This window comes from Clostridium sp. AF17-21AC, assembly GCF_003461365.1.
Lineage (GTDB): Bacteria > Bacillota > Clostridia > Lachnospirales > Lachnospiraceae > Coprococcus > Coprococcus ammoniilyticus.
The window spans coordinates 1-26,722 of sequence record NZ_QTWY01000005.1 but is presented as its reverse complement, the minus strand read 5'-3'; the positions used below and the strand labels follow the sequence as shown (position 1 = coordinate 26,722).

Here is a 26,722-nt window from a genome sequence, read left to right as displayed (position 1 = left end):
TTCAGGCTGCCTTTGGTATATTTATATTGTAAAGAGATTAGGGGCTTGGTATAATTAAAACCAAATGGAAAGAAGTATTTTGATAAATGACAGACCAGATAGAAACGATGGTGTGACAGATAAGAACCGGGAGAAGATAAAGAATGATAATAGCCAATAACTTAAAGAAAATTTACGGTAAAGATTTTGTGTCCGTAAACAATTTAAGCTTTCATATTAAGAAAGGTGAGATCGTCGGATTCGTAGGGCAGAATGGTGCGGGGAAGACAACAACGATCAAGATGCTGACCGGTATTTTAAAACCGACAGAGGGCAGCGTTCAGATCAATGGTCATGATATCCGGAAAGAGCCGCTTGAGGCAAAACAGTCGATTGGATATATTGCAGATAATCCTGATATCTTTTTACGGTTAACAGGACTGGAATATGTAAATTTCATTGCAGATATTTATGGTGTATCAGAGACTGACCGTAAGAAGCGGTTAGAGGAAATGGTTGGGCGTTTTGGTATGGAAGACAGCTTAAATAAACAAATGGTCAGCTATTCGCATGGTATGCGCCAGAAAATGATGGTAATAGGCGCATTAGTACATAAACCACCGGTCTGGATCTTAGATGAACCGATGACCGGATTGGATCCGAATGCGGCATATGAATTAAAGAAGATGATGCGGGAGCATGCGGATGAAGGTAACTGCGTATTTTTCTCAACGCATGTTCTGGAAGTTGCAGAGAAATTGTGTGATAATATCATCATGATCAAGAAAGGTCATGATATCTATCAGGGAACGCTGGATGATCTGGTTGCCGCACATAAGAATAAGTCACTGGAAGATATATTTATAGAAATGACACATGAGGAATAGAGTGCTTATGAAGAATTTTTTGTATTTGACCAGAGTAATGGCAAAGGATACAGAGATGACGATGCCGGACACCGGAGAAAAAGCGAAGGCATATAAGACACTTGGTTCACTTGCCATGTTCTGTATCATGGTTCCCTGTTGTCTGGTCGTTGGATTTATTGTATATATTATGACAGAAGCACTGATAGAAGCCGGAGGAATGACGGAAGGTGTAGAGCTGATCATACAGTTGATGTCCGTATTTGGCATGATCTTTTCGGTAATGGTACTGTTTAATGTATTGTTTTTTTCATCGGATCTGGATCATCTGCTTCCGCTTCCGGTAAAGCCGGGTGAGATCGTAGCAGCCAAATTTGTAAATGCATATATTGCAGAGAGTGTTATGGAGTTTATGGTTTTATTCAGTGGCTTTATAGGTTACTTCATAGCTGCCGGATTTAAGTCGGTATCTGCACTGACTGCATTGGTCGGAGTTGCACTGCTTCCGATCCTTCCACTTGTATATTGTGGAATTTTTGCCCTGCTATGTATGGCATTTTTAAGCCGGATAAAACTGTTTCGGAATGTGGATGCCGTGACAGGACTGGTAACCGTTATTTTCCTCGGACTTTTTTTATTATCGTTTATTCAGATGGACAGCATCAATATTAACAATTATATTGATGGTCTGATGAATCATAACAATATGTTTACAGCAATCATGGGAAAGATATTCTTTACGGTTCCTGTATTCTTAAAAGCACTTGAAACGAACAACATTGCATATTTCCTGCTGTTCATCCTGTTAAATGTGGTTATGGCAGGTCTGTTGTTTTTCCTTGGAAGTAAGTTGTATCTGCGTGGCGTATATCTGGTTTCATCTGTCGGAAAAGCAGAGAAGAAAGAAGATGTGGTTTCTGATGCAGCTTATGTGAAAAAAAGTATTCGCAAAGCATATTTTCTGAAGGAATGTAAGATACTATACCGGACACCGGCATATCGCAAATATTGTGTAATGGTAAATATTATATGGCCGGTTCTTGCGGTGGCATTGTTTGTTCTGCCTGCGACGAAGAATTTTATGACTTCATTTGAGAAGCTGCTTTCCAAAGGTTTTGTAGCATCCGATCTGATCGTATTATTGCTGGTACTGATCATTTCCTTCTTTGCAACAGCAATGAACAGTATTGCATCGACCTCGTTTACAAGAGAGGGAGATCATTTCAGCTTTATCAAATATGCACCGGTCAGCTATCGGACGCAGATCGGGATCAAGGCAGGTGTCAGTCTGGTATACAGCGGCATCACAGTTGCAGTAACGATCATTGTGTTGTGCATCTGTATGCATATCAATGTGCCTGCGGCCATTTACTTTATTGTGATCGGGTTCTTATCGGTTGTATGCTGCACCTATATCGGACTCTGGCTGGATGCAACACATCCGAAGCTGAACTGGGAAGATGAATACGGAGCGCTCAGGGGCAATCTGAATGCATTCTTTAATATGGCGATTGCTATTCTGGTATCCATGATCCTTTGTGGAGTCGGTTTTTGTTTATTTAAGTTTACAAAGATGGATTCTCTTATGATCTTTGCAATCTATCTGGTAATTCTCGGCCTTGTGACATACAGGATCCGCAGAAGTGCCATTATATATATAAAAAAGAGTATAAGCAATGACTTATATGTTTAGGAGGCATAAAAATGAAAGATAAAAATGCATGGAACAGTTATGACAAGGAAGAACTTGCAAAGCTGGAAAAATTATGTAAATCCTACCGTGAATTCCTGGATACAGGAAAGACGGAGCGGGAATGTGTAAAAGAGATCGTAAAACAGGTGAAGAAAGCCGGATATGAAGATATTCAGGATGTTATCAAAGAAGGAAAGAAGCTGACAAAAGGTTCAAAGGTATATGCAGTATGGATGAATAAGACCGTAGCGCTGTTCAATATCGGTAAGAAGAATATCGAAAAGGGTATGAACATTCTTGGCGCACATATCGATTCCCCACGTATGGATATCAAACAGATCCCATTATACGAGAAAGAGGGATTTGCTTATCTGGATACGCATTATTATGGAGGAATCAAGAAGTATCAGTGGGTAACCTTACCACTTGCTATTCATGGTGTAGTTGCTAAGACAGACGGAGAAGTTGTAGAAGTAAACATTGGGGAAGACAAGAATGATCCGGTATTTTGTGTTACCGATCTGCTGATCCATCTTGCCGGTGCTCAGATGGAAAAAAAGGCAAATAAAGTTATCGAGGGAGAAGAACTGGATATCTTATTTGCAAGTAAGCCGTTAAAGGGAAAAGAAAAAGAAGCCGTAAAGGAACAGGTGCTTGCACTTCTGAAGAAGAAATATGGAATAAAGGAAGAAGATTTCATTTCAGCAGAGCTTGAGATCGTTCCGGCAGGAAAGGCAAGAAACTGCGGAATTGATGAGAGTATGATCATGGCATACGGACAGGATGACAGGGTATGTGCATATACATCTATGGTTGCGATGCTGGAAGCAGAAGATGTAGAAAAGACGACCTGCTGTCTGTTGACAGATAAAGAGGAGATCGGAAGCGTGGGTGCAACCGGAATGCAGTCTCATTTCTTTGAGAATACAGTTGCTGAGATCATGAATGCGATGGGCTGTTATAATGAACTGGCCCTCAGAAGATGTCTGGCATCCTCCAGAATGTTATCCTCTGACGTATCCGCAGGTTATGATCCAACCTTTGCAAGTGCATTTGACAAGAAGAATGCAGCTATCTTTGGTGAAGGCATGGTATTTAACAAGTTTACAGGAGCAAGAGGCAAATCCGGTTCCAATGATGCAAATGCAGAGTATCTTGCAGCTATCCGTAAGGTAATGGATGATGCCGGAGTATACTATCAGACTGCAGAGCTTGGTAAAGTAGATGTTGGCGGTGGCGGTACGATCGCTTATATTTTATCATTATATGGAATGGAAGTTGTGGACTGTGGTGTGGCCGTATTAAACATGCATGCTCCATGGGAGATCACTTCCAAAGCAGATATTTATGAAACTAAAAAAGGATATGTAGCATTTTTATTAGGTGCATAAGAAAACTATGAAGCAGTTACATTCAAAAATCAGAATGATCATATTAATAGCAGTAGCCGTGATGATACTTTTTTCACCACGGCTTGCTGTGTTTGCACAGGAGAATTTTACATCAGATTACAGTCAGACCAAGTACACAGAAGATGACGGTTTTGAAAGTGGGGAAGCAAACTGCATCAGCCAGTCTGCCAGTGGATACATATGGGTCGGCACGGACAGCGGACTGTACCGTTATGATGGAAGTCAGTTTCGGAAATTTTCACTGGGAGAAGACAGCGACAGCAGTTCCTATATGATCAACAGTATTCTTGCGGCATCGAATGGGGATCTGTATGTAGGAACGGAAAACTATGGCTTATTTATTTACAAAGACGGACGCTTTAATCGTATATCGAATTCAACAGAGGATGAGATTACGACCGTCCGTGGACTGTATGAAGATGAAGAAGGAAAAATATGGCTTGCTACTTCATCCGGTATTTATTATTACGAATCCGGTGAAATGACGCTGGTTGCGGATGATGATGTTGTTGCACCGGATGTAACAGCAATCAGTGGATATCGTTCTTATGTATATGCGATCGTGAATAACGATACGATCGTAAATATCAAGGATGATCAGATCGTAAGCAAGATCAGTAAGATGGAATACACAGAAGAAGATCTGAACAGCCTTTTTGTAGATGAGAATGGGGAACGGTATATTGGTACGGTAGGTCATACAATTATACATCTTACGACGAACAAAGATTTTGAATTATTATCAACAGCGGCACTGAGTGGTATCAATAAGATCCAGCGGATTGATAATAAATTGTGGGTCCTTGCGGATGATGGTGTTGGTTATATTAACAAAAATAAAAAAATGAAGTATGTCACCGGTCTGGAATTTAATGAGTCGATGAGTGACATAATCCAGGATTTTGAAGGGAACTACTGGATGACCTCATATCGAAAAGGACTGATGCTGTTATCCAGAAGTAAATTCCAGAATGGAAGCATGAAATATGGTCTGGATGAGACAATCGTCAACTGCATTACGGAGTATTGCGGAAAGTTATATATCGGTACAGATGATGGCCTGCGGATCATAAATGCAGACGGAACTCTTGACCGTGACTCTGATCTTGTCACAATGTTAAATGGAAAAAGTATCCGTGATTTCTGTGTGGATTCAAAGAATAATCTGTGGATCTGTTCCTACCGAATTTATGGTGTTATCAAGGTGAACAGTAAGGGTAAATACAAATTCTATAATAAGAGTGGCGCGTTGTTGACCAGTAATGCTGTCAACTGTATCATTGAATTAAAGGATGGCAGCATGGCGATCGGAACCGAGAGCGGTATTTCCATATTGAAGGATGAACAGGTAACAGTCAGCTACGGCAGATTTTCCGGTATGGAAAATGCAGATATCATATCCCTGTATCAGGCGGAGGATGGAACCTTATATGCAGGGTCCAATGGTTCCGGTCTTTATACGATAGACATGGAATCTAATCTGAAAAAGATATCTATGTCAGAGGGACTGAATTCGAATGTTGTTTCTTCCATTGTTGGTGGAAGCAATGGTATCTGGATCGGAACAGATAATGGACTTTATTATCAGGAGGGCGTGATCCGTCAGATCAGTGCAGTTGATCCATCGAATTCTGTGGCAAATCTGATATTGGATCAGGCAGGAGACCTCTGGATCTTCGGTTCCCGTGGCATCCAGAAATATTACGAAGGAGATCTGTTAAGCTCGGCAGATCCGAAATGCGAGATATATACGAAAAATGATGGACTGATCTCTGATATTACGGATAATTCAACGAATTATATCAGTGAAGATGGAGTTGTCTATGTTTGTTGTGATACCGGCTTCAGTATGCTGGATCAGAATCAGGTATTTACAAATGAAGTTCCACCGAAGGTACGGATAGCTTCTGTTACGATAGATGATAAAGAGTATGCGTTCTCGGATCTGGATGGTAAGATGACCGTTCCGGGTGATACGAACCGAATCGTGATCAAGTTCTCTGTTCTGAGTTATGTAAATCGTGGGGATATTCAGGTAAAATATTATCTTGATGGATTTGACGATAAAGACCGTGTTGTTTCGGGTACGGATAATCTGGAAGCAGAGTATACAAATCTGGAGGGCGGAAATTATACATTTGTGCTTTCGGCAGAGAATTCTGATGGTGTTGCCTGTGAAGAACCGCTGTCTTTTGTTATTGTAAAACAGTTGAAATTCTGGGAGACTCCATTTTCCAGAGTTCTGATCGTGGTATTGATCATAGCAATCTGCGTGGCAGTGATATTTGTAGCCCGGTATGTGATACATCTGCTTGGCAAAAAGACGGAGCAGGTAGAAGAACTCAGCAAGAAAAATGAACAGGCAGAGCGTTCTAACCGTGCAAAGAACGATTATGTGAACTATCTGAATCATGAGATCCGTGTACCGTTAAATTCAATCCTTGCGATCAGCGAGATGCTTTTGCGGAATGATGAGGCAAAGACGGAAGAAGAGGTAAAACAGTTATCCACGGTATATGGTTCCAGCTACGAGATCCTTGGTATAATTGATGGAATTTCCAGACTATCGAATTTACAGGATGGAACACTGGAATTGCAGGAGAAAGAATATGCGGTTTCAGATATGATCGAGGAGCTTGCAGTTCAGTTTAAGGAAATGATCAACCGGGATCTGGTTGCCTTAAAGGTAAGCATTGAGGATGATATACCAAATGGTCTGATCGGTGATCGTGATAAGGTGAAGGAGATCCTGATGAATCTGTATCAGAGGGCTGCAAAGACCACCAAAGAAGGTTCGATCAGCATTGAAGTGGACTGGAGAAAGATCGCTCCGGAAGAGTGCGACAGACCGGACAGCATTTATCTGGATATCGTGATATCAGATACCGGAACCGGAGTAAAGGAAGAACGTCTGGACAGCTTCTTTGATCTGGACGATTCTTATGACAGAACTGATATCGGTAATTTTGATATCAGTATCGGACTGGCAATCGCAAGACAGTTGATCGAGAGTATGGGTGGAACCCCGGAGGTTGACAGTACCTATGGAGCAGGAACCACGATACGCTTCTCCATTATACAGCAGGTATTTGATTACAGCTATGTTAATTATAATGTAAGCAAACGACGGGAGCAGGCATTCCGTAATTCGAATTCAAGAATCTGGCTTCCGGATGTCAGGATCCTTCTTGTGGACGATTCCGATGTCAGTATACAGATCCAGAAGGTTATATTTGATTCCTATGAGCTGATCTGTGATACTGCTTCATCCGGATTCGAAGCGATTGACAAGGTTATGGTAACTCCATATGATATGATTTTCATTGATACAGTCATGCCGGTTATGGATGGTGCAGATACCGTCCGTGAGATCCGGAGCCTGGATGGAGAAGAATACAAACGGGTTCCGATCATTGCACTTTCAGAAAACAATATAGACAGCAGCAGAGATGAGATCATAAAGCAGGGCTTCAGTGACGTACTTGTAAAACCATTGGAAATGGATGGAATCGAAGGGATTTTCCGTCTGTTCCTTCCGGAGGACAAGATCAAGGAAAAGACAAGCAATATCAGACAGTATATCAGCGAATCCAGATTTAAGGATGATGTTTATATTCTGGAGAACAGTATTGTAGTTGAAAATGCATTGAAGATGATCGGAGGCAATTTTGATACCTTTAACCGTTTTATTGCGGCATTCAAGGAAGACTATGAGCCGGATGTAGATCGTCTGGAAGAATATATTGATGATGATGTCAGACGGTATCGGAATATCATTCATGATATCAAGAGCAGCAGTGGAAATATCGGCGCATACAGCATCGAACGGAAAGCAGCAAATCTGGAGTCGGCGATCAATATAGGAAATATGCAGTATGCAAAGGAAAATACGCATGAATTTGTATCCATGCTGAAGCGTATGTTTAAGGATATCGGACTATATCTGGCGAAGATCAATCCGGTTGAACAGCAGGAAAAGACAGTCAGGGATGCAGTGGATCGTGGACAGCTCAAAGATATGCGTACATTTTTACGGGATGCCGATGTTGGAGCTGTAAAAGAAATACTGGCAGAAATCGACCGATACGAGTATAATGATGCTGATATTGAGTTCTTAAATGCACTGAAGATGACGGTGGATGCCATGGATTATGAAGGGGCAAGTGAGATTATCGATCAGTATCTGAACAGTAAGTAAAATACCATTGTGTCATGCATGGAGCCATGTATGACACAGGGATATGACACATAAAAAGGAAGAAAGAAGGATAAAAACATGAGAGTAGCGATCATTATGGGATCAACAAGTGACCTGCCAAAGGTTGAGCCTGCAATCGGCATTTTAAAGGAGTATGGAGTAGCAGTTGATGTAAGATGTCTGTCTGCACACAGAGCACATGCAGGACTTTCAGATTTTATTGAAGAAGCAAATAATAATGGAACACAGGTTATCATTACTGCCGCAGGTATGGCAGCAGCACTTCCGGGTGTTGTAGCAAGCCAGACAGTGATCCCGGTTATCGGAGTACCAATTTCCGGTTCTGTATTAGATGGAATGGATGCACTTCTTTCTATCGTTCAGATGCCATCCGGTATCCCTGTAGCAACTGTAGCAATAAACGGAAGCAAGAATGCAGCATATCTGGCACTTCAGATCATAGGAAACAGCAATGCAGAAGTAAGAAAGAAACTTTTGGCAGAGCGTGAGTCCATGGAAGCTGCAGCCATGAAGGCGAATGCAGAGGTAATTGCAAAATATAACTAATTTTTATGTATTATAAAAATGATGATTTCTGATATGGATCTATGATCTGTATGGGAAAAACATAAGAAAAGCAGGAGAAAAAATGATGATAAATTCAGGTTCTCCTGCTTTACTTTTTACCTTGTAAATGGTATTGTAAATGGCGGATGGTATTCGAAAGAAACTATACCTGATTGTACACCACAGATAGAACAGGCGATAGCAGGTGATCATATGAGGATTGGATTTATCGGTGCAGGCAAAGTAGGCTTTACACTTGGAAAGTATCTTGAACAGAAGCTGAATAAAGAAGAGATACAAAAGAACCTTCCGGAGACAGTAACCGTATCCGGATATTACAGCAGACAGGTGGAGAGTGCAAAAGAAGCTGCAGCATTTACCAATACCGAAGCATTTGATGATTTGAAGAAGATCGTTTGCGCAAGTGACGTCCTGATGCTTACCGTTCCGGATGGAAGGATAGAAGCAGTATGGGACAGCATAAAAGCCTTTGATATCAAGGGCAAACTGATCTGTCATTGTAGTGGTGCGATGACATCTAATATTTTTTCAGGTGTAACAGAGGCAGGAGCCTTTGGTTATTCGATTCATCCTATGTATGCAATCAGTTCAACGACAAAATCCTACAGGGAAATGCAGAAATGTTTTTTTACCGTGGAAGGTGCTGAAGAGTGGGGAAATAAACTTTGCCGCTTTATTCGTCTTTTAGGAAATGACTGTGTACTTCTCTCAACAGAAAATAAAACAAAATATCATGCGGCTGCAGTATTTGCCAGCAATCTGGTGAATGGTCTGTATGGATCGGCAGTTTCATTACTGGAAGACTGCGGATTTGAAGAGAAACAGGCAGAGCAGGCACTTGTTCCGTTATTTATGGGAAATGCATCGCATATAGCAGAAGATGGCCCAGTGGCAGGTCTGACCGGACCGATCGAGAGAAATGACACAACGACAGTAAAGAAACATCTGAATGTTCTTGATGCAAATGAGAAACATATTTATATCAGCGTATCAGAAGCTGTACTTGCTTTAGCAGAGCAGAAATATTCCGACCGTGATTATTCTGAGATGAAGAAAATTCTTTCAGGACAGGAATGAGAAATGGGAATACTGCAATGTCTGGAACAATGGCAGGGAAAGCAGTAAGTTATGGCAATGCTGGATTTTGAAATGAACAAAAAATGAAATGATTTCAGAATAGGAGAATAAGACGTATGAAGAACACAACAACATCAATTATGCAGATGAAGAATTCCGGGCATAAGATTTCTATGCTGACAGCGTATGATTATACGACAGCAAGATTATTGGATGAAGCAGGAGTCAACACGATCCTTGTCGGTGATTCCCTCGGAAATGTAATCCTTGGATATGAGGATACGATCTCTGTAACCGTAGAAGACATGATCCATCATAGCGCAGCCGTTGCAAGAGGAGCCAAGAATGCACTGGTTGTAACTGATCTTCCATTTATGTCCTATCAGACCAGTGTATATGACGCAGTCGTAAATGCAGGTCGTCTGATGAAGGAAGGCAGAGCCGGAGCTGTAAAGTTAGAAGGTGGTAAAGAAGTCTGTCCACAGATTAAAGCAATCGTATCAGCAGGAATCCCTGTTGTTGCACATCTGGGACTGACTCCGCAGTCGATCAATACTTTTGGTGGCTTTAAGGTTCAGGGGAAGACAGAAACAGCAGCTAAGAAGCTGATCGAGGATGCCAAGGCAGTAGAAGAAGCAGGTGCGTTTTTACTGGTACTGGAGTGTGTCCCTGCAAAGCTTGCAAAGCTTGTAACAGAGAGCATCAACATTCCTACGATCGGAATCGGAGCAGGAGCAGGATGCGACGGACAGGTTCTTGTAATTTACGATATGCTTGGCATGTTCAGTGATTTCAAGCCGAAGTTTGTAAAGCATTTTGCTAATGCAGGAGACGTGATTCGTGAAGCAGTAAAGACTTATATAGCAGAGATTGACGATGGAACATTTCCGGCAGAAGAACACTGCTACAAAATTGATGATGAAGTAATCGATAAATTATACTAAGAGATAGAAGCTGCCTGAACCGGTAAAAACCGGGAGACAGGATCAGGAAAGGACTGGAAATCAGAAATGAAGATTTTAAAAACAGTAGATGAAGTAAGAAGTCAGGTTAAGGCATGGAAGAAAGAAGGCTTAAGTGTTGGACTTGTACCAACAATGGGATATCTCCATGAGGGACATCAGAGTCTGATCAGGAAATCCGTAGAACAGAATGACAGAACCGTTGTATCTGTATTTGTCAATCCGATGCAGTTTGGACCAACAGAGGATCTGGAGAGTTATCCAAGAGATCTTGATGCAGATGCAAAGTTATGCGAGACAACAGGTGCAGATGTGATTTTTCATCCGGAACCGGAAGAAATGTATAAGCCGGGATTTTGTTCTTATGTCAATATGACAGGGCTTCCGGATGCATTATGCGGACTGACTCGTCCGGTACATTTCAAAGGTGTATGTACAGTTGTAAATAAATTATTCAATATCGTTCAGCCGGATCGTGCTTATTTTGGTCAGAAGGATGCACAGCAGCTTGCGATCATCATGCGTATGGTTATAGATCTGAACATGGATATTGAGATTGTTGGATGTCCGATCATCCGTGAGGCAGATGGTCTTGCCAAGAGTTCCAGAAATATTTATCTGAAGCCGGAAGAACGTCAGGCAGCAGTGATCTTAAGCAAGTCTGTGAAGCTTGGACAGCAGATGATCGCGGATGGTGAGCGAGATGCGAAGAAGATTGTAGCAGCAATGAAAGACCTGATCGGATCAGAGCCACTTGCAGATATTGATTATGTTGAGATGGTGGATATGGATACCATGAAGTCAATCGATATAGTAGAGGGACATGTCCTTTGTGCTATGGCAGTCAGATTTGGCAAGGCAAGATTGATCGATAACTTTATCCTTGATATGAACAAATAACAGCCGGATCAGCATTCGTCCCGAACAGAATGATTTTCAATGATACGATGCAGAATGGAGAAAATGATGTTAAAGAATAAGACCGTTGTTTTAGGTGTAACAGGAAGTATAGCAGCATATAAGATGGCAAATGTTGCCAGTATGCTTGTAAAACTGCATGCAGATGTAAATGTCATCATGACAGAAAATGCGACCAATTTTATCAATCCGATCACATTTGAGACCTTAACAGGAAATAAGTGTCTGGTGGATACCTTTGACCGTAATTTTCAGTTTAACGTAGAACACGTTGCACTTGCAAAACGGGCAGATATCTTTATGGTTGCTCCTGCATCGGCAAATATTATTGGGAAGATCGCAGGCGGCATTGCCGATGATATGTTGAGTACTACGATCATGGCTGCAAAATGTCCGAAACTGATCGCACCTGCAATGAACACGAATATGTTAGAGAATCCGATCGTTCAGGATAACATCAGGAAATTACAGTCCTACGGCTATGAGATCATAGAGTCGGCAAGCGGATACCTTGCCTGTGGAGATACAGGCAAGGGGAAGCTTCCGAATGAACAGTTGTTAGTTGATTATATATTAAAGTATATTGCAGCAGAGAAGGATATGCAGGGAATAAAAGTACTTGTTACTGCAGGTCCTACGATGGAAGCAATCGACCCGGTTCGCTTTATTTCCAATCATTCAACTGGTAAAATGGGATATGCGATCGCCAGACAGGCGATGCTTCGTGGGGCGGATGTGACACTTGTAACAGGAAAGGTAGCGATCACACCGCCAGAATTCGTAACAGTAGTGCCGGTTACCTCTGCACAGGATATGTATGAAGCAGTAACGGCTGCCAGTGCAGATCAGGATATCATTATCAAGGCTGCCGCCGTTGCAGATTACAAACCGGCAGAAGTATCAGATAACAAGATCAAGAAATCGGATGCTGATATGAGCATTCCACTTACAAGAACAAAAGATATTCTTGCATTCCTTGGAATGCAGAGAGAAGAGGCAAGAAAGACAGATGGGGACAGCAGACTTGCCAGACAGATTATATGCGGATTTTCGATGGAGACACAGAATCTGCTGGAGAATTCCAGAAAGAAACTGGAAAAGAAGAAGATTGATATAGTCGCAGCAAATAACTTAAAGACAGCGGGGGCTGGATTTGGAACAGATACCAATGTGCTGACATTGATCACACAGGATGAAGATATTGAATTGCCACAGATGAGTAAAGAGGAGTGTGCAGACAGACTTCTTACCCAGTTAATAAAAATGAGGAAATAATATTAACCTGGAGGCTGGCGTTGAGCATAGAAAATAAGAAAAAGCTGCGGGTGTTATGCCTGGTGCTATTCATTTTATACAGTATATCCATTGTTTATTTCCTGATATTCAGCGATATGTTTGGAAGGGGACATGGATATGAAGAGATGCGGTACAATCTGACACCGTTTCTCGAGATTAAGCGTTTCGTAAAGTACAGAAGTTATATGACGACCACAAGCGTGATGTTGAATCTGGTTGGAAATGTTCTTGCTTTTGTACCATTTGGAATGTTGATCCGTTGGGTCAGAGGTAAAAAAACCGGATTTTTTACAGCGACTCTGGCGGCATTTGCGTTTTCGTTAAGTATTGAACTGGTACAGTTGATAACAAAACTTGGGGTGTTTGATGTTGATGATATTATCATGAATACCTTTGGCGGCATGCTTGGATATATCATATATTATATTCTGGCACGATTTGACAGAAAAAGGAGTAAAAAGATTGAAAAACAGTGATTTCAGGGTTTCTCCACCCGGAAGTTCAGGAGATACGATCATTTCATATATATTGGGAATTTTGGGCGGAATCTTTATAATACTTTCCGTGATCAAATCCATTATATCAAGAGGTACGGTAGAACGTATCTATGGGGTATTGATGATCAGTGCTTTTTTGATGGCATTTACCGGAATTGTATTCGGCGTGATCGGGTATCATGCAGAAGAAGGTGGGGTTACATCTAAGAAAATGGCGGTTTATCTGAATATCATAGTTTTTATTATATCAGGCATCTTTTTTATGAAGGGAATATAAGAGTGTGGATGAGAGACTGAAAAAACAACTGGATTTTATACTGGAGGTTGACAAGAGCAAATTTGTAGTCAGACAGACGTATCTGACAGATGGAATCAGAAAAGAAGATGATGCAGAACATTCCTGGCATATTGCACTTATGGCAATCTTACTGGCGGAATATTCAAATGAACCGGTTGACGTATTAAGAGTGGTTTCCATGCTGCTGGTTCATGATCTGATCGAGATAGATGCAGGTGATACATATGCATATGATAAAAATGCAAATGCAACAAAAAGAGAACGGGAATTAAAGGCTGCTGACCGGATATTTAATATCCTGCCGGAAGATCAGGCGAAGAAGCTTCGTGGACTCTGGGATGAATTTGAGGAGTATCAGACGCCGGAAGCCAAATTTGCACATGTAATGGATAATCTGGCGCCGGTTATGTTAAGTGATGCCGTTGGAGGAAAAAGCTGGAAAGAGCATGGCGTTTTCGAGAACCAGGTGTATGGTAGAAACAAGCGGACACCAGAGGGATCAGAGACGTTATATCAGGTGATTGATGAGGTGTTCCGGAAGAACATTCAACTTGGAAACATAAAGGGAGACAATAAATGACATATTATAAGGATATAACAGCAGAATATGAAGATATCGAAGATCGTTACGAACTGATGGTTGAGCGGATCCGTTCGATCACAAAAGAAGAAACAGTGGACATGCGGTATCGGGATTATTTTGTAAGAACCGGAGAATTTTTACTGCAGTTAGATAAAGTGATCGAAAAGGTAAAAAGTGGGATGCCCATTTCGGAGAGCTGTACAGCGGGCGAATTACAGCAGATAAATGCAGCACTTTATCAGGATGTTATGCCTGAAAATTACGAAACGAGTTATTGCAACTATGAATACACCAGACAGATGTTTGGTGAGAAAATAGCAGAGAACGAGATTGAAGACATAGACAAGCGGGAATATTTATTTGCTGACTATCTGACATTTCTTTGTTATGAATTCCATGGACTGATCGCGGCAGCATTTGAAGGAAGAGTTGTAGACCTTACTGTATGGTTTGAATTGTTTGTGGAGGTATATGGGATCTTTGAGGATTTTCCATCTGTTAAAGCAGTAAAAGATGCCATTTATTATTTTGAACATGATTATGCGGAGTTCTTCATGGATTATCGTGTGCGTGAGAAGATGGATCCGATTCTTTCCTTTGCGACAGATATTGTCATGAAATGTGAAGACGGAGATAACAGCTATTTATATGAATATGGAGAATACATCGGAAAGAATGAATTGGAAACGGAAGCGTTTCTTCGCAGGATGTCATCAGAAAAAGTGGCGTCGATTGCCCGGACTTATACAGAAGGATTTCGACAGGGCTTTGTAGCGGCCGGAATTGATATGTCAAAAAAGAAGCATGTAAATATCCGGTATTCGATTGGTATGGAGCGCATCGTAAAAGCTGCGATCCTCCAGTTCCGTGATATGGGATTGGAACCGTTATGTTTCCGTTATGATACGAACCGCATCAACCGGACCAGAATGAACCGGATCGGCTATGTAGGTACTCCGGTAAATAAGCAGATGGATTACGACCATCAGATGGACCAGGCGTTATTTCTTGATCGCAAGCTGATGGAACGGAAATTAGAGATAATGCGTGGCGCTTATGAGAAATACAGATATGAGGCGTCCGTATATGCAGGACCGGCGTGTATCGAGATATTTGGTGAGACACCGTTTGAACCGGTGAGCAAGCCGGGACAGCTTACGCTTAGCAAGAAGCAGCAGGAGCTTGGTGTGGAATATACCAATGAACTGTCACAGATTGTGAACGAATATATACCGGGAGATGAGTACAGCTTTACGATCATCGCATATCCAATGCCTGAGATCGGAGATGATTATGAAGATATATTTGAACAGATCATCCGGATCAACAATCTGGAAAGTAATGTATACCGTCCGATTCACCAGATGATCATCAATGAGTTGGATCAGGCAGAATGGGTACATGTGATCGGACAGAATGGTAATCAGACTGATATGAAGGTAATGCTGCATGTGTTAGAGCACCCGGAGATAGAGACAAATTTTGAGAATTGTCTGGCGGATGTGAATATTCCTCTTGGCGAGGTTTTTACATCGCCGAGGCTTACCGGAACGCATGGAGTTTTAAATGTGAGTGAGGTCTATCTGAATGATCTGAAATATGTTGATCTCAAGCTGACCTTTGAAGATGGAAAGATCAAAACTTACACCTGTAAGAACTTTGACAGAGAAGAAGATAATGTAAAATTTGTAAAGGATAATCTTTTGGGCGGACGGGATACACTGCCGATCGGAGAGTTTGCGATCGGAACGAATACGACCGCATATGTACTTGCAAATAAATATAACATGGTATATAAATTGCCGATACTGATCGTAGAGAAGATGGGACCGCATTTTGCAGTCGGTGATACCTGCTATAGCTGGAGCGAAGAAAATATCCTTCATAATCCGGACGGCAAGGAAATCGTTGCAAAGGATAATGAGTGCTCGATCCTTCGAAAGACGGATATCAGCAAGGCATATTTTAACTGCCATACCGATATTACGATACCATATGATGAGATCGGAGGCATTTATTCGGTTCATGCAGATGGAACGAGAGTTGCCATTATCGAAAATGGCAGATTTGTTCTTCCGGGAACCGAGATGTTAAATGAGCCGTTTAAAGAGGCGGAATAAAAAATAAACCATATAAATGAGAGTAGATTCATCATCCTGAACATGGGAGAGAAGCTGTCATTTATATGGTTTATTTTATTTCATAGCGTTTAGCTGTGCTTTTATAAAGAAGTTAGTATTCGTATCGTATTTTATTATTTTAAAACAGACATTCGCTTATATCGTTTATTTGAATACAGTGCGCTGTCTGCCTGGCTTAACAGATCCTCAATCTTGATATTCGGATCGCAGGAAAATTCCGATACACCGACACTCATTTCGATATAATATGGTTTGCCACAGGTTTCATTTAATTCATTGGACAATTCCTGAATCCTTGCCTGTACAGTCTTAGGAAAATCAAGATCATCAATGAAAGCAAAACATACAAACTCATCACCGCCGATTCGACCGACAATGTCACTCGCCCGGAAACTTGTCATCAGGATATTTGCAATATTCTTTAAAGCAAAATCTCCATCGTTGTGTCCGAATTTATCGTTTACGATCTTTAAGCTGTCCATGTCTGCAAACAGTAGCATTGCCTTACGTCCATGATTGGCAGGTTTATTGATCAGGTATTCCACTTTTTCCATTAATCCACGTCTGTTATTGACGCCGGTCAGTTCATCGGAGGTAGACAGGTGATTTAACAGCTCATTTTTTTCATGGATCTCACTTAAGGACATTACTAATTGTTCTTTTGTCTGGATCTGTTCTTTTAAAAGTGATAAATATTTAAAAGAAGCCCCAAGATGAAGAGAAGTTGTATAAATGTGTCCAAAGTGATCTACATCTGTATTGCATACAAACAGACCATGATGTTGTTCATTTGTAAAAATAGGAACAATAACAGCGGTAAATCTATCTTCAAAACCGGTATATTCATTGTCAAAGATATCGGTAGATGCAATACGACGTGTTTCACCTGATAAAACAGCTGTATGTTTTGGATTGTAAAAAGCTTGAAGATACAAAGTATCCGGCGTTTTCCAGCTTCCGTCCGGTTGAATGGCGACGGGTTCATCATACGCATATAAATAAGATGCTGCAAATCCAAGGTCTTTTAATTTAGCAAGCATAGATGAAAAGGTTTTTGCTGTATCGGTTCCATATGTAAGAGTATCTCTTGTAATATAGATTGAAGACCATGATCCCGTTTTGCTGTCATGTTCCTGTTGGTACAAAGAAGTTGACAAAAACTGTGCGATAGCACTTGTAATATGAGAATTTAGCCGATAGTATTCAGACCGTTTATCCGGATCGTTGATTAATGCTATGATGACACCGGAAAAACAACGGAATGAAAATGCAATATTGGTTACTGAAAAGAAACTTGTGACAGGAGATGACAATAATGTCATCAGTTTGTCTACGATCAGATTCTTTGGATATGGTTTAGCCTTTGGTAAAATGGCAATTTCTATTATATCCTTCCAGATGCTATTGATCTGATCAAGAACAATCGTACCAAAAAAGCTGTTTTTAATATTGCCTAAAATAGAATCGTCACAGTATTCCAGAATATCTGATACAGTAGAGAAACTGTCAATCGGCATATGTTCGGTATTTTCATGCAGACTGCACCCACATGATAATCGTTTTACAAAGTGGGAATCCAAGACAGAAGAACAGAATTCGCCTGCCTTAATATCCTGAATGATCTTGCCAACGGCACGATAGCCCAATGCAGGGGTGTTCGCGTTTACGGTTGTAAGGGGTGGAACCATAGTTACGGAACCGGGAGAGTTGTCAAAACCGATTACACTGATATCAGCTCCGATTCGGATGTTACGGCTTTTCAATTCCTGATAGCCACCGATAGCCATCTGATCGTTAGAGAAAATAATAGCATCCGCATCTGGGTTATCATCAAGCAGTTTACCGACAATCTCACGACTGTATTCAGAATAATCACCGTATACGATCATATCTTCAGTGACCGGAATGTTGTGAGCTTTCATTGTAGTTCGGTATACATTCAAACGTTCCAGAGCATCTTCATTTGTCTTTCTTCCGGCAACAAAACAGATATGCTTTCGGTTGTGATGAATAATCAGATGTTCGATGGCATCTCGAAGACCGGCAGTACTGTCGGTCTGTAAACAAGGATAACCTGAAACCTTAGATTCCAGAGTAAGGATTGGAATATCTTTAAAAGTATCCAAAAATGCTTCAATACTTTTTTGTGATATAAAAGATGCGATCGTACCAACGGACACGATCAGGGCATCCAGATTTTCTTTTTTAGCATAATAAAAAACAGAGTTGTACTGATAATCATAAATTTCGTTTTCAGGATCGTTAAATGAAGCATTTAAAAACATGCCCGGAAAGACGATAAGATTCACGTCCAGCTCTTTCGCTGCGTATTCAGCTCCTTTACATATTTCATTTGCATATTCATTGTCGAGATGACATATGAATAATCCGATGTTTAATCTATTATTTGTCATACAACTACCTCTTGTTAACGAAAAAAACAGTTACTCTGCATATAACATTATACTACCATAAATGGGAATCATTATCAAATTATATTTGATATTTATATAGTATTTTTCAAAAAAAGAAAACACGCCTTGCTGATAAACAAAATTGTGCCGAACAGAGCCCTGTTTTGGACTGCTATATTTGTGAGAATGGCTTCTTTACAAACAGAAATTAATCCCGTATAATTTATAAGAATCAATTGGCATGAAAATGCACTTTATAATGGATAAAACAGGAGGATTTTACAATGGATTACAAGAATGCCGGCGTTGATATTGAGGCAGGATATAAGTCAGTAGAACTTATGAAGAAGCACATCAAGACAACCATGAGACCAGAGGTATTAGGTGGTATCGGAGGTTTTGCTGGTGCGTTCAGTCTTGCAAAGATCAAAGAGATGAAAGAGCCTGTATTACTGTCTGGAACAGATGGATGCGGTACAAAAGTACAGCTTGCATATATCATGGATAAGCACGATACGATCGGAATCGATGCTGTGGCTATGTGTGTGAATGATATTGCATGTTCTGGTGGAGAACCTCTTTTCTTCCTGGATTATATAGCATGTGGTAAGAATTATCCGGAAAAGATCGCTACGATCGTAAGTGGTGTTGCAGAAGGCTGTAACCAGTCCGGCGCAGCTTTAGTTGGCGGCGAGACAGCTGAGCATCCGGGGCTTATGCCGGAGAATGAGTATGACCTTGCAGGATTTGCTGTTGGTGTCGTAGAGAAGGATGAACTTATCACAGGAGAGAATATCAAAGCCGGAGATACATTGATCGGTATCGCTTCAAGCGGTGTACACAGCAATGGTTTCTCACTGGTTCGTAAAGTATTTGAGATGACAAAGGAATCTCTGGATACATATTATGATGAACTTGGAACAACACTTGGCGAAGCACTTCTTGCTCCGACAAGAATTTATGTAAAAGCATTAAAGGCAGTAAAGGATGCCGGTGTAATGATTAAGGGTTGCAGCCACATCACAGGCGGTGGCTTCTATGAGAACATTCCAAGAATGCTTCCGGACGGAGCTCGTGCGCAGGTGAAGAAGGACTCATATGAAGTGCCTGCTATATTCAAGCTCCTTGCAAAGAAGGGCGATATAGATGAGCATATGATGTACAATACGTATAACATGGGAGTTGGTATGTGCCTTGCAATAGATCCTACAGATGCAGATAAGACAATAGCAGCTATAGAGAGTGCCGGAGACAAGGCATTTGTTCTCGGTACAGTAGTAGCCGGTGAAAAGGGAGTAGATTTATGCTAAGAATAGCAGTTCTGGTTTCCGGTGGCGGTACGAACTTACAGGCGATCATTGATGCAATCGCAGCAGGAAAGATCACAGACACCGAGATCGCAGCAGTTATCAGTAATAATAGAAATGCCTATGCACTGGAACGTGCAAAACAGGCAGGTATAAAAGATATCGTAGTATCACCAAAGGATTTTGAAACAAGAGATGTATTTAATGAGAACCTGTTGAAGATTTTACAGGAAGTGAATCCGGATCTGATCGTACTTGCGGGATACCTTGTAGTTATTCCGGAGATTGTGATTGATGCATTTGAGAACCGGATTATCAATATCCATCCTTCTCTGATTCCTGCTTTTTGTGGTACAGGCTATTATGGACTCAAGGTTCATGAGGCAGCGTTAAAAAGAGGTGTAAAAGTAGTAGGTGCTACAGTACATTTTGTAGATAAAGGAACCGATACCGGTCCGATCATTATGCAGAAAGCGGTTGCGGTACAAAACGGAGATACTCCGAAGGTGCTTCAGCAGAGAGTCATGGAGCAGGCAGAGTGGAATATTCTACCTGCTGCTATTGATAAGATTGCACATGGAAAGGTTCGGATCGAAGACGGCATAACAGTTGTAGAAGACTGACAGGAGGAAAACAAATGAAGATTTTAGTTGTAGGTGGCGGCGGAAGAGAGCATGCTATTATTACAAGTATTGCAAAGAGCAGTAAAGTAACAAAAATCTATTGTGCACCGGGAAATGCAGGTATTGCAGAATTGGCAGAATGTGTGGATATCGGTGTTATGGAATTTGATAAACTGGTTGATTTCGCAAAGAAGGAAGCAGTTGATCTTGCAGTTGTAGCTCCGGATGACCCGTTGGTTGCCGGCGCAGTTGATGCATTTGAAGCAGCGGGCATCCGTGCATTCGGTCCTCGAGCAAATGCAGCGATCATCGAAGGTTCAAAGGCATTTTCCAAGGATCTTATGAAAAAATACAATATACCTACAGCCGCATATGAGAATTTTACAGATGCAGAATCAGCACTTGCATATCTTGAAACGGCAAGCTTCCCGATCGTATTAAAGGCAGATGGACTGGCACTTGGTAAAGGTGTTCTGATCTGTAAGGATCTGGAAGAAGCAAAAGCCGGTGTAAAAGAGATCATGCTGGATAAGCATTTTGGAAATGCGGGAAATACTATGGTTATCGAGGAATTCATGACAGGACGTGAGGTGTCTGTTCTTGCATTCTGTGATGGTACAACGATCAAACCTATGACCTCCGCACAGGATCATAAGCGTGCACAGGACGGTGATCAAGGATTGAATACCGGTGGAATGGGAACATTTTCACCAAGCCCATTCTATACAGATGAGATTGCAGATTACTGCATGGAGAATATATACAAGCCTACAATGGCAGCCATGAAGGCAGAGAAAAGAGAATTCAAAGGCGTGTTATTCTGCGGACTTATGATCACGCCACAGGGCGTAAAGGTACTGGAATATAATGCAAGATTTGGAGATCCGGAGGCGCAGGTTGTTCTTCCTAGAATGAAGAATGATATCATTGATGTATTTGAGGCTTGTATTGACGGAACACTGGATCAGGTAGAACTTGAATTTGAAGACAACGCTGCTGTATGTGTAGTACTTGCATCTGACGGTTATCCGGTTTCCTATAAGAAAGGCTATCCGATCTCAGGCCTTGAGACGTTCAAAGACAAGGAAGGATACTATGTATTCCATGCCGGAACCAAGTTTGAAAACGGCAAGGTTGTAACAAATGGCGGTCGTGTACTTGGAGTAACAGCTACAGGAAAGGATCTTCATGAAGCCCGTGCAAATGCATACAAGGCAACCGGGTGGATCACATTTGAGAATAAATATATGCGCCATGATATCGGTAAAGCGATTGATGAGTGTTAATTATTATTGAAAGATATACGAAAGAAAAAGTCTCTGGGGAACATACTAATATATGGGAGCCGGGGACTTTTGTATCATAACAGAAGATAGTAGGCAGAAAATGTCATATACTATGAAAAAAGAGGTGACATAATTTGAAACTTCCAAACAGTGAAAAATTACAGGAAATATTAAAAGAAGCCAAACGGATATCCAAGAAGCTGGGGCAGAACTATATAGGAAGTGAACATCTGTTGATGGCACTTACCTTTGTCAGTGATACGGCACCGTTTGTTGTTTTACAGGAAAATGGAGTAACGATACAGTCGATCATTAATATCTTAAGCCAGATACCATTAGCCGGAGGAACCTTTGGCGCAGAGAAAAGCAAATATACAAAATCCGCAGAGTCGATCCTGGAGCTTGCGGGAAATGAAGCAAAACGTCTGGAAAGTACAGAGGTAGGAAGCGAGCATCTTCTGATTGCCATTTTGAAGCATCTGGATTGTACGGCGGTAAAAATCATACTGTCATTAAAGGCAAATATACAGAAAATATATGTAGACATCATGTCTGCATGTGGAGTGGATGGCAGTACGGCAAAAAAAGAATTTGTAAGTCTGAAAAAGGGAAAGAATAAATCCAAGGCATCGGCAACACCGACGTTGGATCAGTTCTCCAGAGATATGACGATGGATGCCCGTATGGGAAATCTAGATCCGGTTATAGGCAGAGAGAAAGAGATAGAGCGTGTGCTTCAGATTTTAAGCAGACGTATGAAGAACAACCCATGTATGGTTGGAGAACCGGGTGTAGGTAAGACTGCGGTAGCAGAGGGGATTGCTTACCTGATCGCTGCAGGAGATGTGCCGGATACAGTACGGGATAAGCGACTGTTGTCGCTAGATTTATCCAGTATGGTAGCGGGTTCCAAGTACCGTGGAGAATTTGAGGAACGGATCAAGAAGGTGATCGCAGAGGTAAAAAATGCCGGAAACGTCATTCTGTTTGTGGATGAGCTTCATACGATCATCGGAGCCGGTGGAGCAGAGGGAGCAATCGATGCATCTAATATCTTAAAACCATCCTTATCGCGCGGAGAGATCCAGATGATCGGAGCGACGACACGTGCAGAATACAGAAAATATATAGAAAAGGATGCAGCGTTGGAGCGAAGATTTCAGCCGGTCTATGTGGAAGAGCCGACCAATGAAGAAACAGTAGAGATCTTAAAGGGACTTCGCTCTGCATACGAGGAACATCATCATGTAGAGATCAGTGATCAGGCACTGGAAGCAGCGGTATCATTATCGGTTCGATATATCAGTGACCGTTTCCTGCCGGATAAAGCCATTGATCTGATGGATGAAGCATGTTCCAGAAAACGTCTGGGATTTGGAAAGAAAGCAAAGAAGACTCTGCCATTGGAGCTTGAGATACAGGCGTTTTCCGATGATATTGAGAACCTTTTAGAGGCTGGAGATATCGATGAAGCGGCAGAACTGTTAAAGAAACAGAGAAAACTGGAAACAAAGCTCGATAAAATGAAGCAGAATAAAAATGCGAAAAGTGTTGTAGTAGATGCAGAGGATATTGCGGATGTTGTATCTGTATGGACGAAGATTCCGGTAAATAAACTGACCGAACAGGAATCCAAACGTCTGGAACGTCTGGAAGAGGAGCTGCATAAGAGAGTTGTCGGTCAGAATGAAGCAGTTGATGCGGTAGCAAAGGCGATTAAGAGAAGTCGTGTAGGCTTAAAAGATCCAAAACGTCCGGTTGGTTCGTTCTTATTCCTTGGGCCTACCGGCGTAGGTAAGACTGAATTGTCGAAGGCTCTTGCAGAAGCGGTATTCGGCAGCGAGGACGCGCTGATCCGTGTCGATATGTCGGAGTATATGGAGAAACACAGTGTGTCGAAGCTGATCGGGTCACCTCCGGGCTATGTTGGCTTTGAGGAAGGTGGACAGCTTAGTGAGAAGGTTCGTTCCAATCCGTATTCTGTTATATTGTTTGATGAGATAGAAAAGGCACACAGTGATGTGTTTAATATATTATTGCAGGTACTGGATGATGGACATATTACAGATTCTCAGGGCAGAAAAGTAGATTTTAAGAACACGATCATTATCATGACATCGAATACTGGCGCACAGAGGATTATTGATCCGAAGAAGCTTGGATTTGTTACTGCGTCAAATGCAGATACAGAGCACGAAGATATGAAGAAGAATGTTATGGATGAGGTAAAACAGAACTTCAAGCCGGAGTTCTTGAACCGTATTGACGACATTATCGTATTCCGAGCACTGACAGAGGATGATGTAAGAAATATTTCAAATCTTCTATTAAAAGAATTAAAGCAGCGTGTTGCATCGCAGATGGAGATTCAGTTGAAGTTTGGAGATGCAGTTAAGAAACTGATCTTTGAGAAAGGCTACGATAAGAAATACGGAGCAAGACCGTTGAAACGTGCGATTCAGACGAATATAGAAGATGTGCTTGCAGAAGCAGTCTTAAAAGGTGAGATTAAACGGGGAGATACCGTTCAGGTGACTGTGCGCAACGATAAGGTGAAGTTTGCAGTAAAAAATGAACCTGAAAAGTAGTTGCTTCCAATTCTATAAAATAATTGTGAACTGATTATATTTGGTGTGGCAAAAGCCGGAGCATTATTGTATAATCAGATTATAAAAGTGCCGGGTAAGGCATGAGTATAATGTACAGGAGGATAAAAATGTCAGTAATCAACGATTTAATTAACATAGAGTCCGATTCACTGGATTTCGGAAATTATGAATTAGCAACAAAGACAAAGAAAGATGGTATTGAATATAAAGGTGATATCTATAAGATCAAGACTTTCAATGAGATCACCAAGCTTGAGAAGAATGGTATGTTTGTATATGAATCAGTACCGGGTACAGCAGTACATGGCTTCCGTTCATCAGAAGAAGATGTATCATTTATAGTAGAAGGAACAGAGACCTCATCTATTACACTGGAGCTGGAACCGGAAACAGATTACAAGATTCATATTGATGATATATATGTAGGAAAGAATAAAACAAATCTCGGTGGCAAGTTAAGCATCAGTGTAGATCTTGAACCGGGCAGAGAAGTAAAGGTAGACGTCAGAAAAGCATTTGACTAGGAGTTTATATGGCAAAAGAAAAACAGATCTTTTTTTGCCGGGAATGTGGATTTGAGTCAGCAAAATGGATGGGACAGTGTCCGGGATGCAGATCCTGGAATACGTTCTGTGAAGAAAAAGTAACGGTAGGCGCCAGAAAACAGTCCGGAGGACGGACTGCTGTGGTGCCTACAAGTATTTTAGAAGTAAAAACGGCTGATGAGACAAGATTTTCCACAGGACTGGAAGAATTGAACAGAGTACTTGGAGGAGGAATCGTAAACGGTTCTCTTGTTTTGGTAGGGGGAGATCCCGGTATCGGTAAGTCGACAATCCTGCTTCAGATGTGCAGAAATCTATCAGCGGACGGTCATAAGATCCTCTATGTTTCAGGCGAGGAATCTTTGTCACAGATCAAGATGCGCGCGGAACGAATTGGTACATTTCAGAAGAATATGCTACTTTTGTGCGTAAATAATCTGGAAGATGTAGAAGAATATGTTAAGAAGGACAGACCGAAGGTTATTGTTATCGACTCGATCCAGACAATAGTAGTAGAAGATATTGCTTCGGCACCGGGAAGTGTATCTCAGGTAAAAGAAGTAACAGCACGTTTGATGCAGATGGCAAAACAGATGGATATAGCGATCTTTATCGTTGGACATGTTACGAAGGAAGGAACGGTAGCAGGCCCGAGAAATCTGGAACATATGGTAGATACGGTGTTGTATTTTGAAGGCGATCGTAATGCAGGCTTCCGTATTCTTCGTGCGGTAAAGAACCGATTTGGATCAACGAATGAGATCGGTGTATTTGAAATGCTTGAAACCGGCTTATCAGAGGTGAATAATCCATCGAAGGTTATGCTGGCAGGCAGACCGCTTCAGACATCCGGTTCGGTTGTGGTATGTTCTTTAGAAGGAACCAGACCGATCCTGTTGGAGATCCAGGCACTGGTCTGCCAGACCAGCTTTAATCTACCGAGACGTACAACAGTTGGTTTGGACTATAATCGTGTGAACCTTCTTCTTGCGGTACTTGAAAAGAGAGCGGGGATGGTGTTATCAGGAAGTGATGCATATGTCAATATAGCCGGTGGTATGCGGCTTGATGATCCGGCAGCAGATCTTGGAATTGTATTTGCACTTGTTTCCAGTTTTCGTAATCGTCCATTGGATGAGAGTATGGTCGTATTCGGTGAAGTAGGACTTTCAGGAGAAGTTCGTGGCGTATCCGCAGCAGAGCAGCGTGTAAGAGAAGCTGTGAAAATGGGTTTCCGGACATGTATTATGCCAAAGACAAATGCAGAGCATCTTAAGAGTATAGAGGGCATAAAAGTAGTAGGAGTATCGAATATCAGTCAGGCGTTAGAGTATATATAAGATTGTATTTATTTTAATACAATTTTTGTCAAAAAAAGTGTTGACATCTGACGTCTGATTTAGTATTATATCAACTGTTCGCGGTACGAA

General features: G+C 41.4%; 20 protein-coding genes. 19 read left to right on the top strand and 1 reads right to left on the bottom strand.

Translation table 11 applies throughout. The features are described from left to right. Window positions 1-143: 143 nt before the first annotated feature. The 13 genes from DWW85_RS08750 to DWW85_RS08690 all read left to right on the top strand — a co-directional run bounded on the left by DWW85_RS08750 (window position 144) and on the right by DWW85_RS08690 (window position 16,487). Entirely contained in the window at window positions 144-866 is a 723-nt protein-coding gene (locus tag DWW85_RS08750; protein ID WP_117808372.1) for an ABC transporter ATP-binding protein, read from the top strand. A gap of 7 nt (window positions 867-873) precedes the next feature. Beyond that, window positions 874-2,538 carry a hypothetical protein gene (locus DWW85_RS08745; RefSeq protein ID WP_226801091.1) on the top strand — a complete coding sequence of 555 codons (1,665 nt, stop codon included), beginning with the start codon at window positions 874-876 and terminating at the stop codon, window positions 2,536-2,538. An 11-nt stretch (window positions 2,539-2,549) separates the two neighbouring features. Further along, window positions 2,550-3,929: an aminopeptidase gene (locus DWW85_RS08740; protein WP_021944036.1), complete on the top strand. Its 1,380-nt coding sequence runs from the start codon at window positions 2,550-2,552 to the stop codon at window positions 3,927-3,929. Between the two features lie 7 nt (window positions 3,930-3,936). Further along, window positions 3,937-8,148, top strand: coding sequence for a hybrid sensor histidine kinase/response regulator (locus DWW85_RS08735; RefSeq protein ID WP_242996128.1), 4,212 nt, complete (start codon window positions 3,937-3,939; stop codon window positions 8,146-8,148). A 78-nt stretch (window positions 8,149-8,226) separates the two neighbouring features. Next, window positions 8,227-8,715, top strand: a complete 489-nt coding sequence (gene purE / locus DWW85_RS08730) for a 5-(carboxyamino)imidazole ribonucleotide mutase (RefSeq protein ID WP_117808369.1) — start codon at window positions 8,227-8,229, stop codon at window positions 8,713-8,715. Window positions 8,716-8,928: 213 nt separating this feature from the next. Next, window positions 8,929-9,813 carry a Rossmann-like and DUF2520 domain-containing protein gene (locus DWW85_RS08725; RefSeq protein ID WP_117808368.1) on the top strand — a complete coding sequence of 295 codons (885 nt, stop codon included), beginning with the start codon at window positions 8,929-8,931 and terminating at the stop codon, window positions 9,811-9,813. 116 nt (window positions 9,814-9,929) lie between these two features. Then, window positions 9,930-10,757, top strand: coding sequence for a 3-methyl-2-oxobutanoate hydroxymethyltransferase (gene panB / locus DWW85_RS08720; protein WP_117808367.1), 828 nt, complete (start codon window positions 9,930-9,932; stop codon window positions 10,755-10,757). A gap of 66 nt (window positions 10,758-10,823) precedes the next feature. Continuing rightward, complete coding sequence (gene panC, locus DWW85_RS08715; protein ID WP_117808366.1) at window positions 10,824-11,675, top strand: pantoate--beta-alanine ligase; 852 nt, start codon at window positions 10,824-10,826, stop codon at window positions 11,673-11,675. A 66-nt stretch (window positions 11,676-11,741) separates the two neighbouring features. Continuing rightward, the gene (gene coaBC, locus DWW85_RS08710; protein WP_021944041.1) at window positions 11,742-12,968 is read left to right on the top strand and encodes a bifunctional phosphopantothenoylcysteine decarboxylase/phosphopantothenate--cysteine ligase CoaBC; all 1,227 of its coding nucleotides are present in this window, start codon (window positions 11,742-11,744) and stop codon (window positions 12,966-12,968) included. Between the two features lie 20 nt (window positions 12,969-12,988). Continuing rightward, a complete protein-coding gene (locus DWW85_RS08705) occupies window positions 12,989-13,465 on the top strand; it encodes a VanZ family protein (RefSeq protein ID WP_242996126.1) in 477 nt (158 codons plus the stop codon). Beyond that, window positions 13,452-13,763 carry a hypothetical protein gene (locus DWW85_RS08700; RefSeq protein WP_021944043.1) on the top strand — a complete coding sequence of 104 codons (312 nt, stop codon included), beginning with the start codon at window positions 13,452-13,454 and terminating at the stop codon, window positions 13,761-13,763. Before DWW85_RS08705 ends, DWW85_RS08700 begins: the two co-directional genes overlap by 14 nt. Window positions 13,764-13,767: 4 nt before the next feature. Further along, window positions 13,768-14,364 (top strand): HD domain-containing protein, encoded by a 597-nt coding sequence (locus tag DWW85_RS08695; RefSeq protein WP_021944044.1) that lies wholly within the window; start codon window positions 13,768-13,770, stop codon window positions 14,362-14,364. After that, window positions 14,361-16,487, top strand: a complete 2,127-nt coding sequence (locus DWW85_RS08690; protein WP_117808365.1) for an aminopeptidase — start codon at window positions 14,361-14,363, stop codon at window positions 16,485-16,487. Before DWW85_RS08695 ends, DWW85_RS08690 begins: the two co-directional genes overlap by 4 nt. Before the next feature lie 134 nt (window positions 16,488-16,621). Here the strand turns inward: DWW85_RS08690 and DWW85_RS08685 are convergent, their stop codons facing one another. Next, on the bottom strand, window positions 16,622-18,922 hold the full coding sequence (locus tag DWW85_RS08685) for a GGDEF domain-containing protein (RefSeq protein ID WP_117808364.1): 2,301 nt from the start codon (window positions 18,920-18,922) through the stop codon (window positions 16,622-16,624). 284 nt (window positions 18,923-19,206) lie between these two features. Here DWW85_RS08685 and purM point away from each other — a divergent pair, with 284 nt between their 5' ends. The 6 genes from purM to radA all read left to right on the top strand — a co-directional run bounded on the left by purM (window position 19,207) and on the right by radA (window position 26,632). Further along, a complete protein-coding gene (purM, locus tag DWW85_RS08680) occupies window positions 19,207-20,232 on the top strand; it encodes a phosphoribosylformylglycinamidine cyclo-ligase (RefSeq protein WP_021944047.1) in 1,026 nt (341 codons plus the stop codon). Beyond that, the gene (purN, locus tag DWW85_RS08675) at window positions 20,226-20,852 is read left to right on the top strand and encodes a phosphoribosylglycinamide formyltransferase (RefSeq protein WP_021944048.1); all 627 of its coding nucleotides are present in this window, start codon (window positions 20,226-20,228) and stop codon (window positions 20,850-20,852) included. Before purM ends, purN begins: the two co-directional genes overlap by 7 nt. A 14-nt stretch (window positions 20,853-20,866) precedes the next feature. Then, window positions 20,867-22,138, top strand: a complete 1,272-nt coding sequence (gene purD, locus DWW85_RS08670) for a phosphoribosylamine--glycine ligase (protein WP_117808363.1) — start codon at window positions 20,867-20,869, stop codon at window positions 22,136-22,138. 134 nt (window positions 22,139-22,272) lie between these two features. After that, on the top strand, window positions 22,273-24,726 hold the full coding sequence (locus DWW85_RS08665) for an ATP-dependent Clp protease ATP-binding subunit (RefSeq protein ID WP_117808362.1): 2,454 nt from the start codon (window positions 22,273-22,275) through the stop codon (window positions 24,724-24,726). A gap of 128 nt (window positions 24,727-24,854) precedes the next feature. After that, window positions 24,855-25,271 (top strand): hypothetical protein, encoded by a 417-nt coding sequence (locus DWW85_RS08660; RefSeq protein WP_021944051.1) that lies wholly within the window; start codon window positions 24,855-24,857, stop codon window positions 25,269-25,271. An 8-nt stretch (window positions 25,272-25,279) separates the two neighbouring features. Then, on the top strand, window positions 25,280-26,632 hold the full coding sequence (radA, locus tag DWW85_RS08655; protein ID WP_117808361.1) for a DNA repair protein RadA: 1,353 nt from the start codon (window positions 25,280-25,282) through the stop codon (window positions 26,630-26,632). Window positions 26,633-26,722 lie beyond the last annotated feature (90 nt).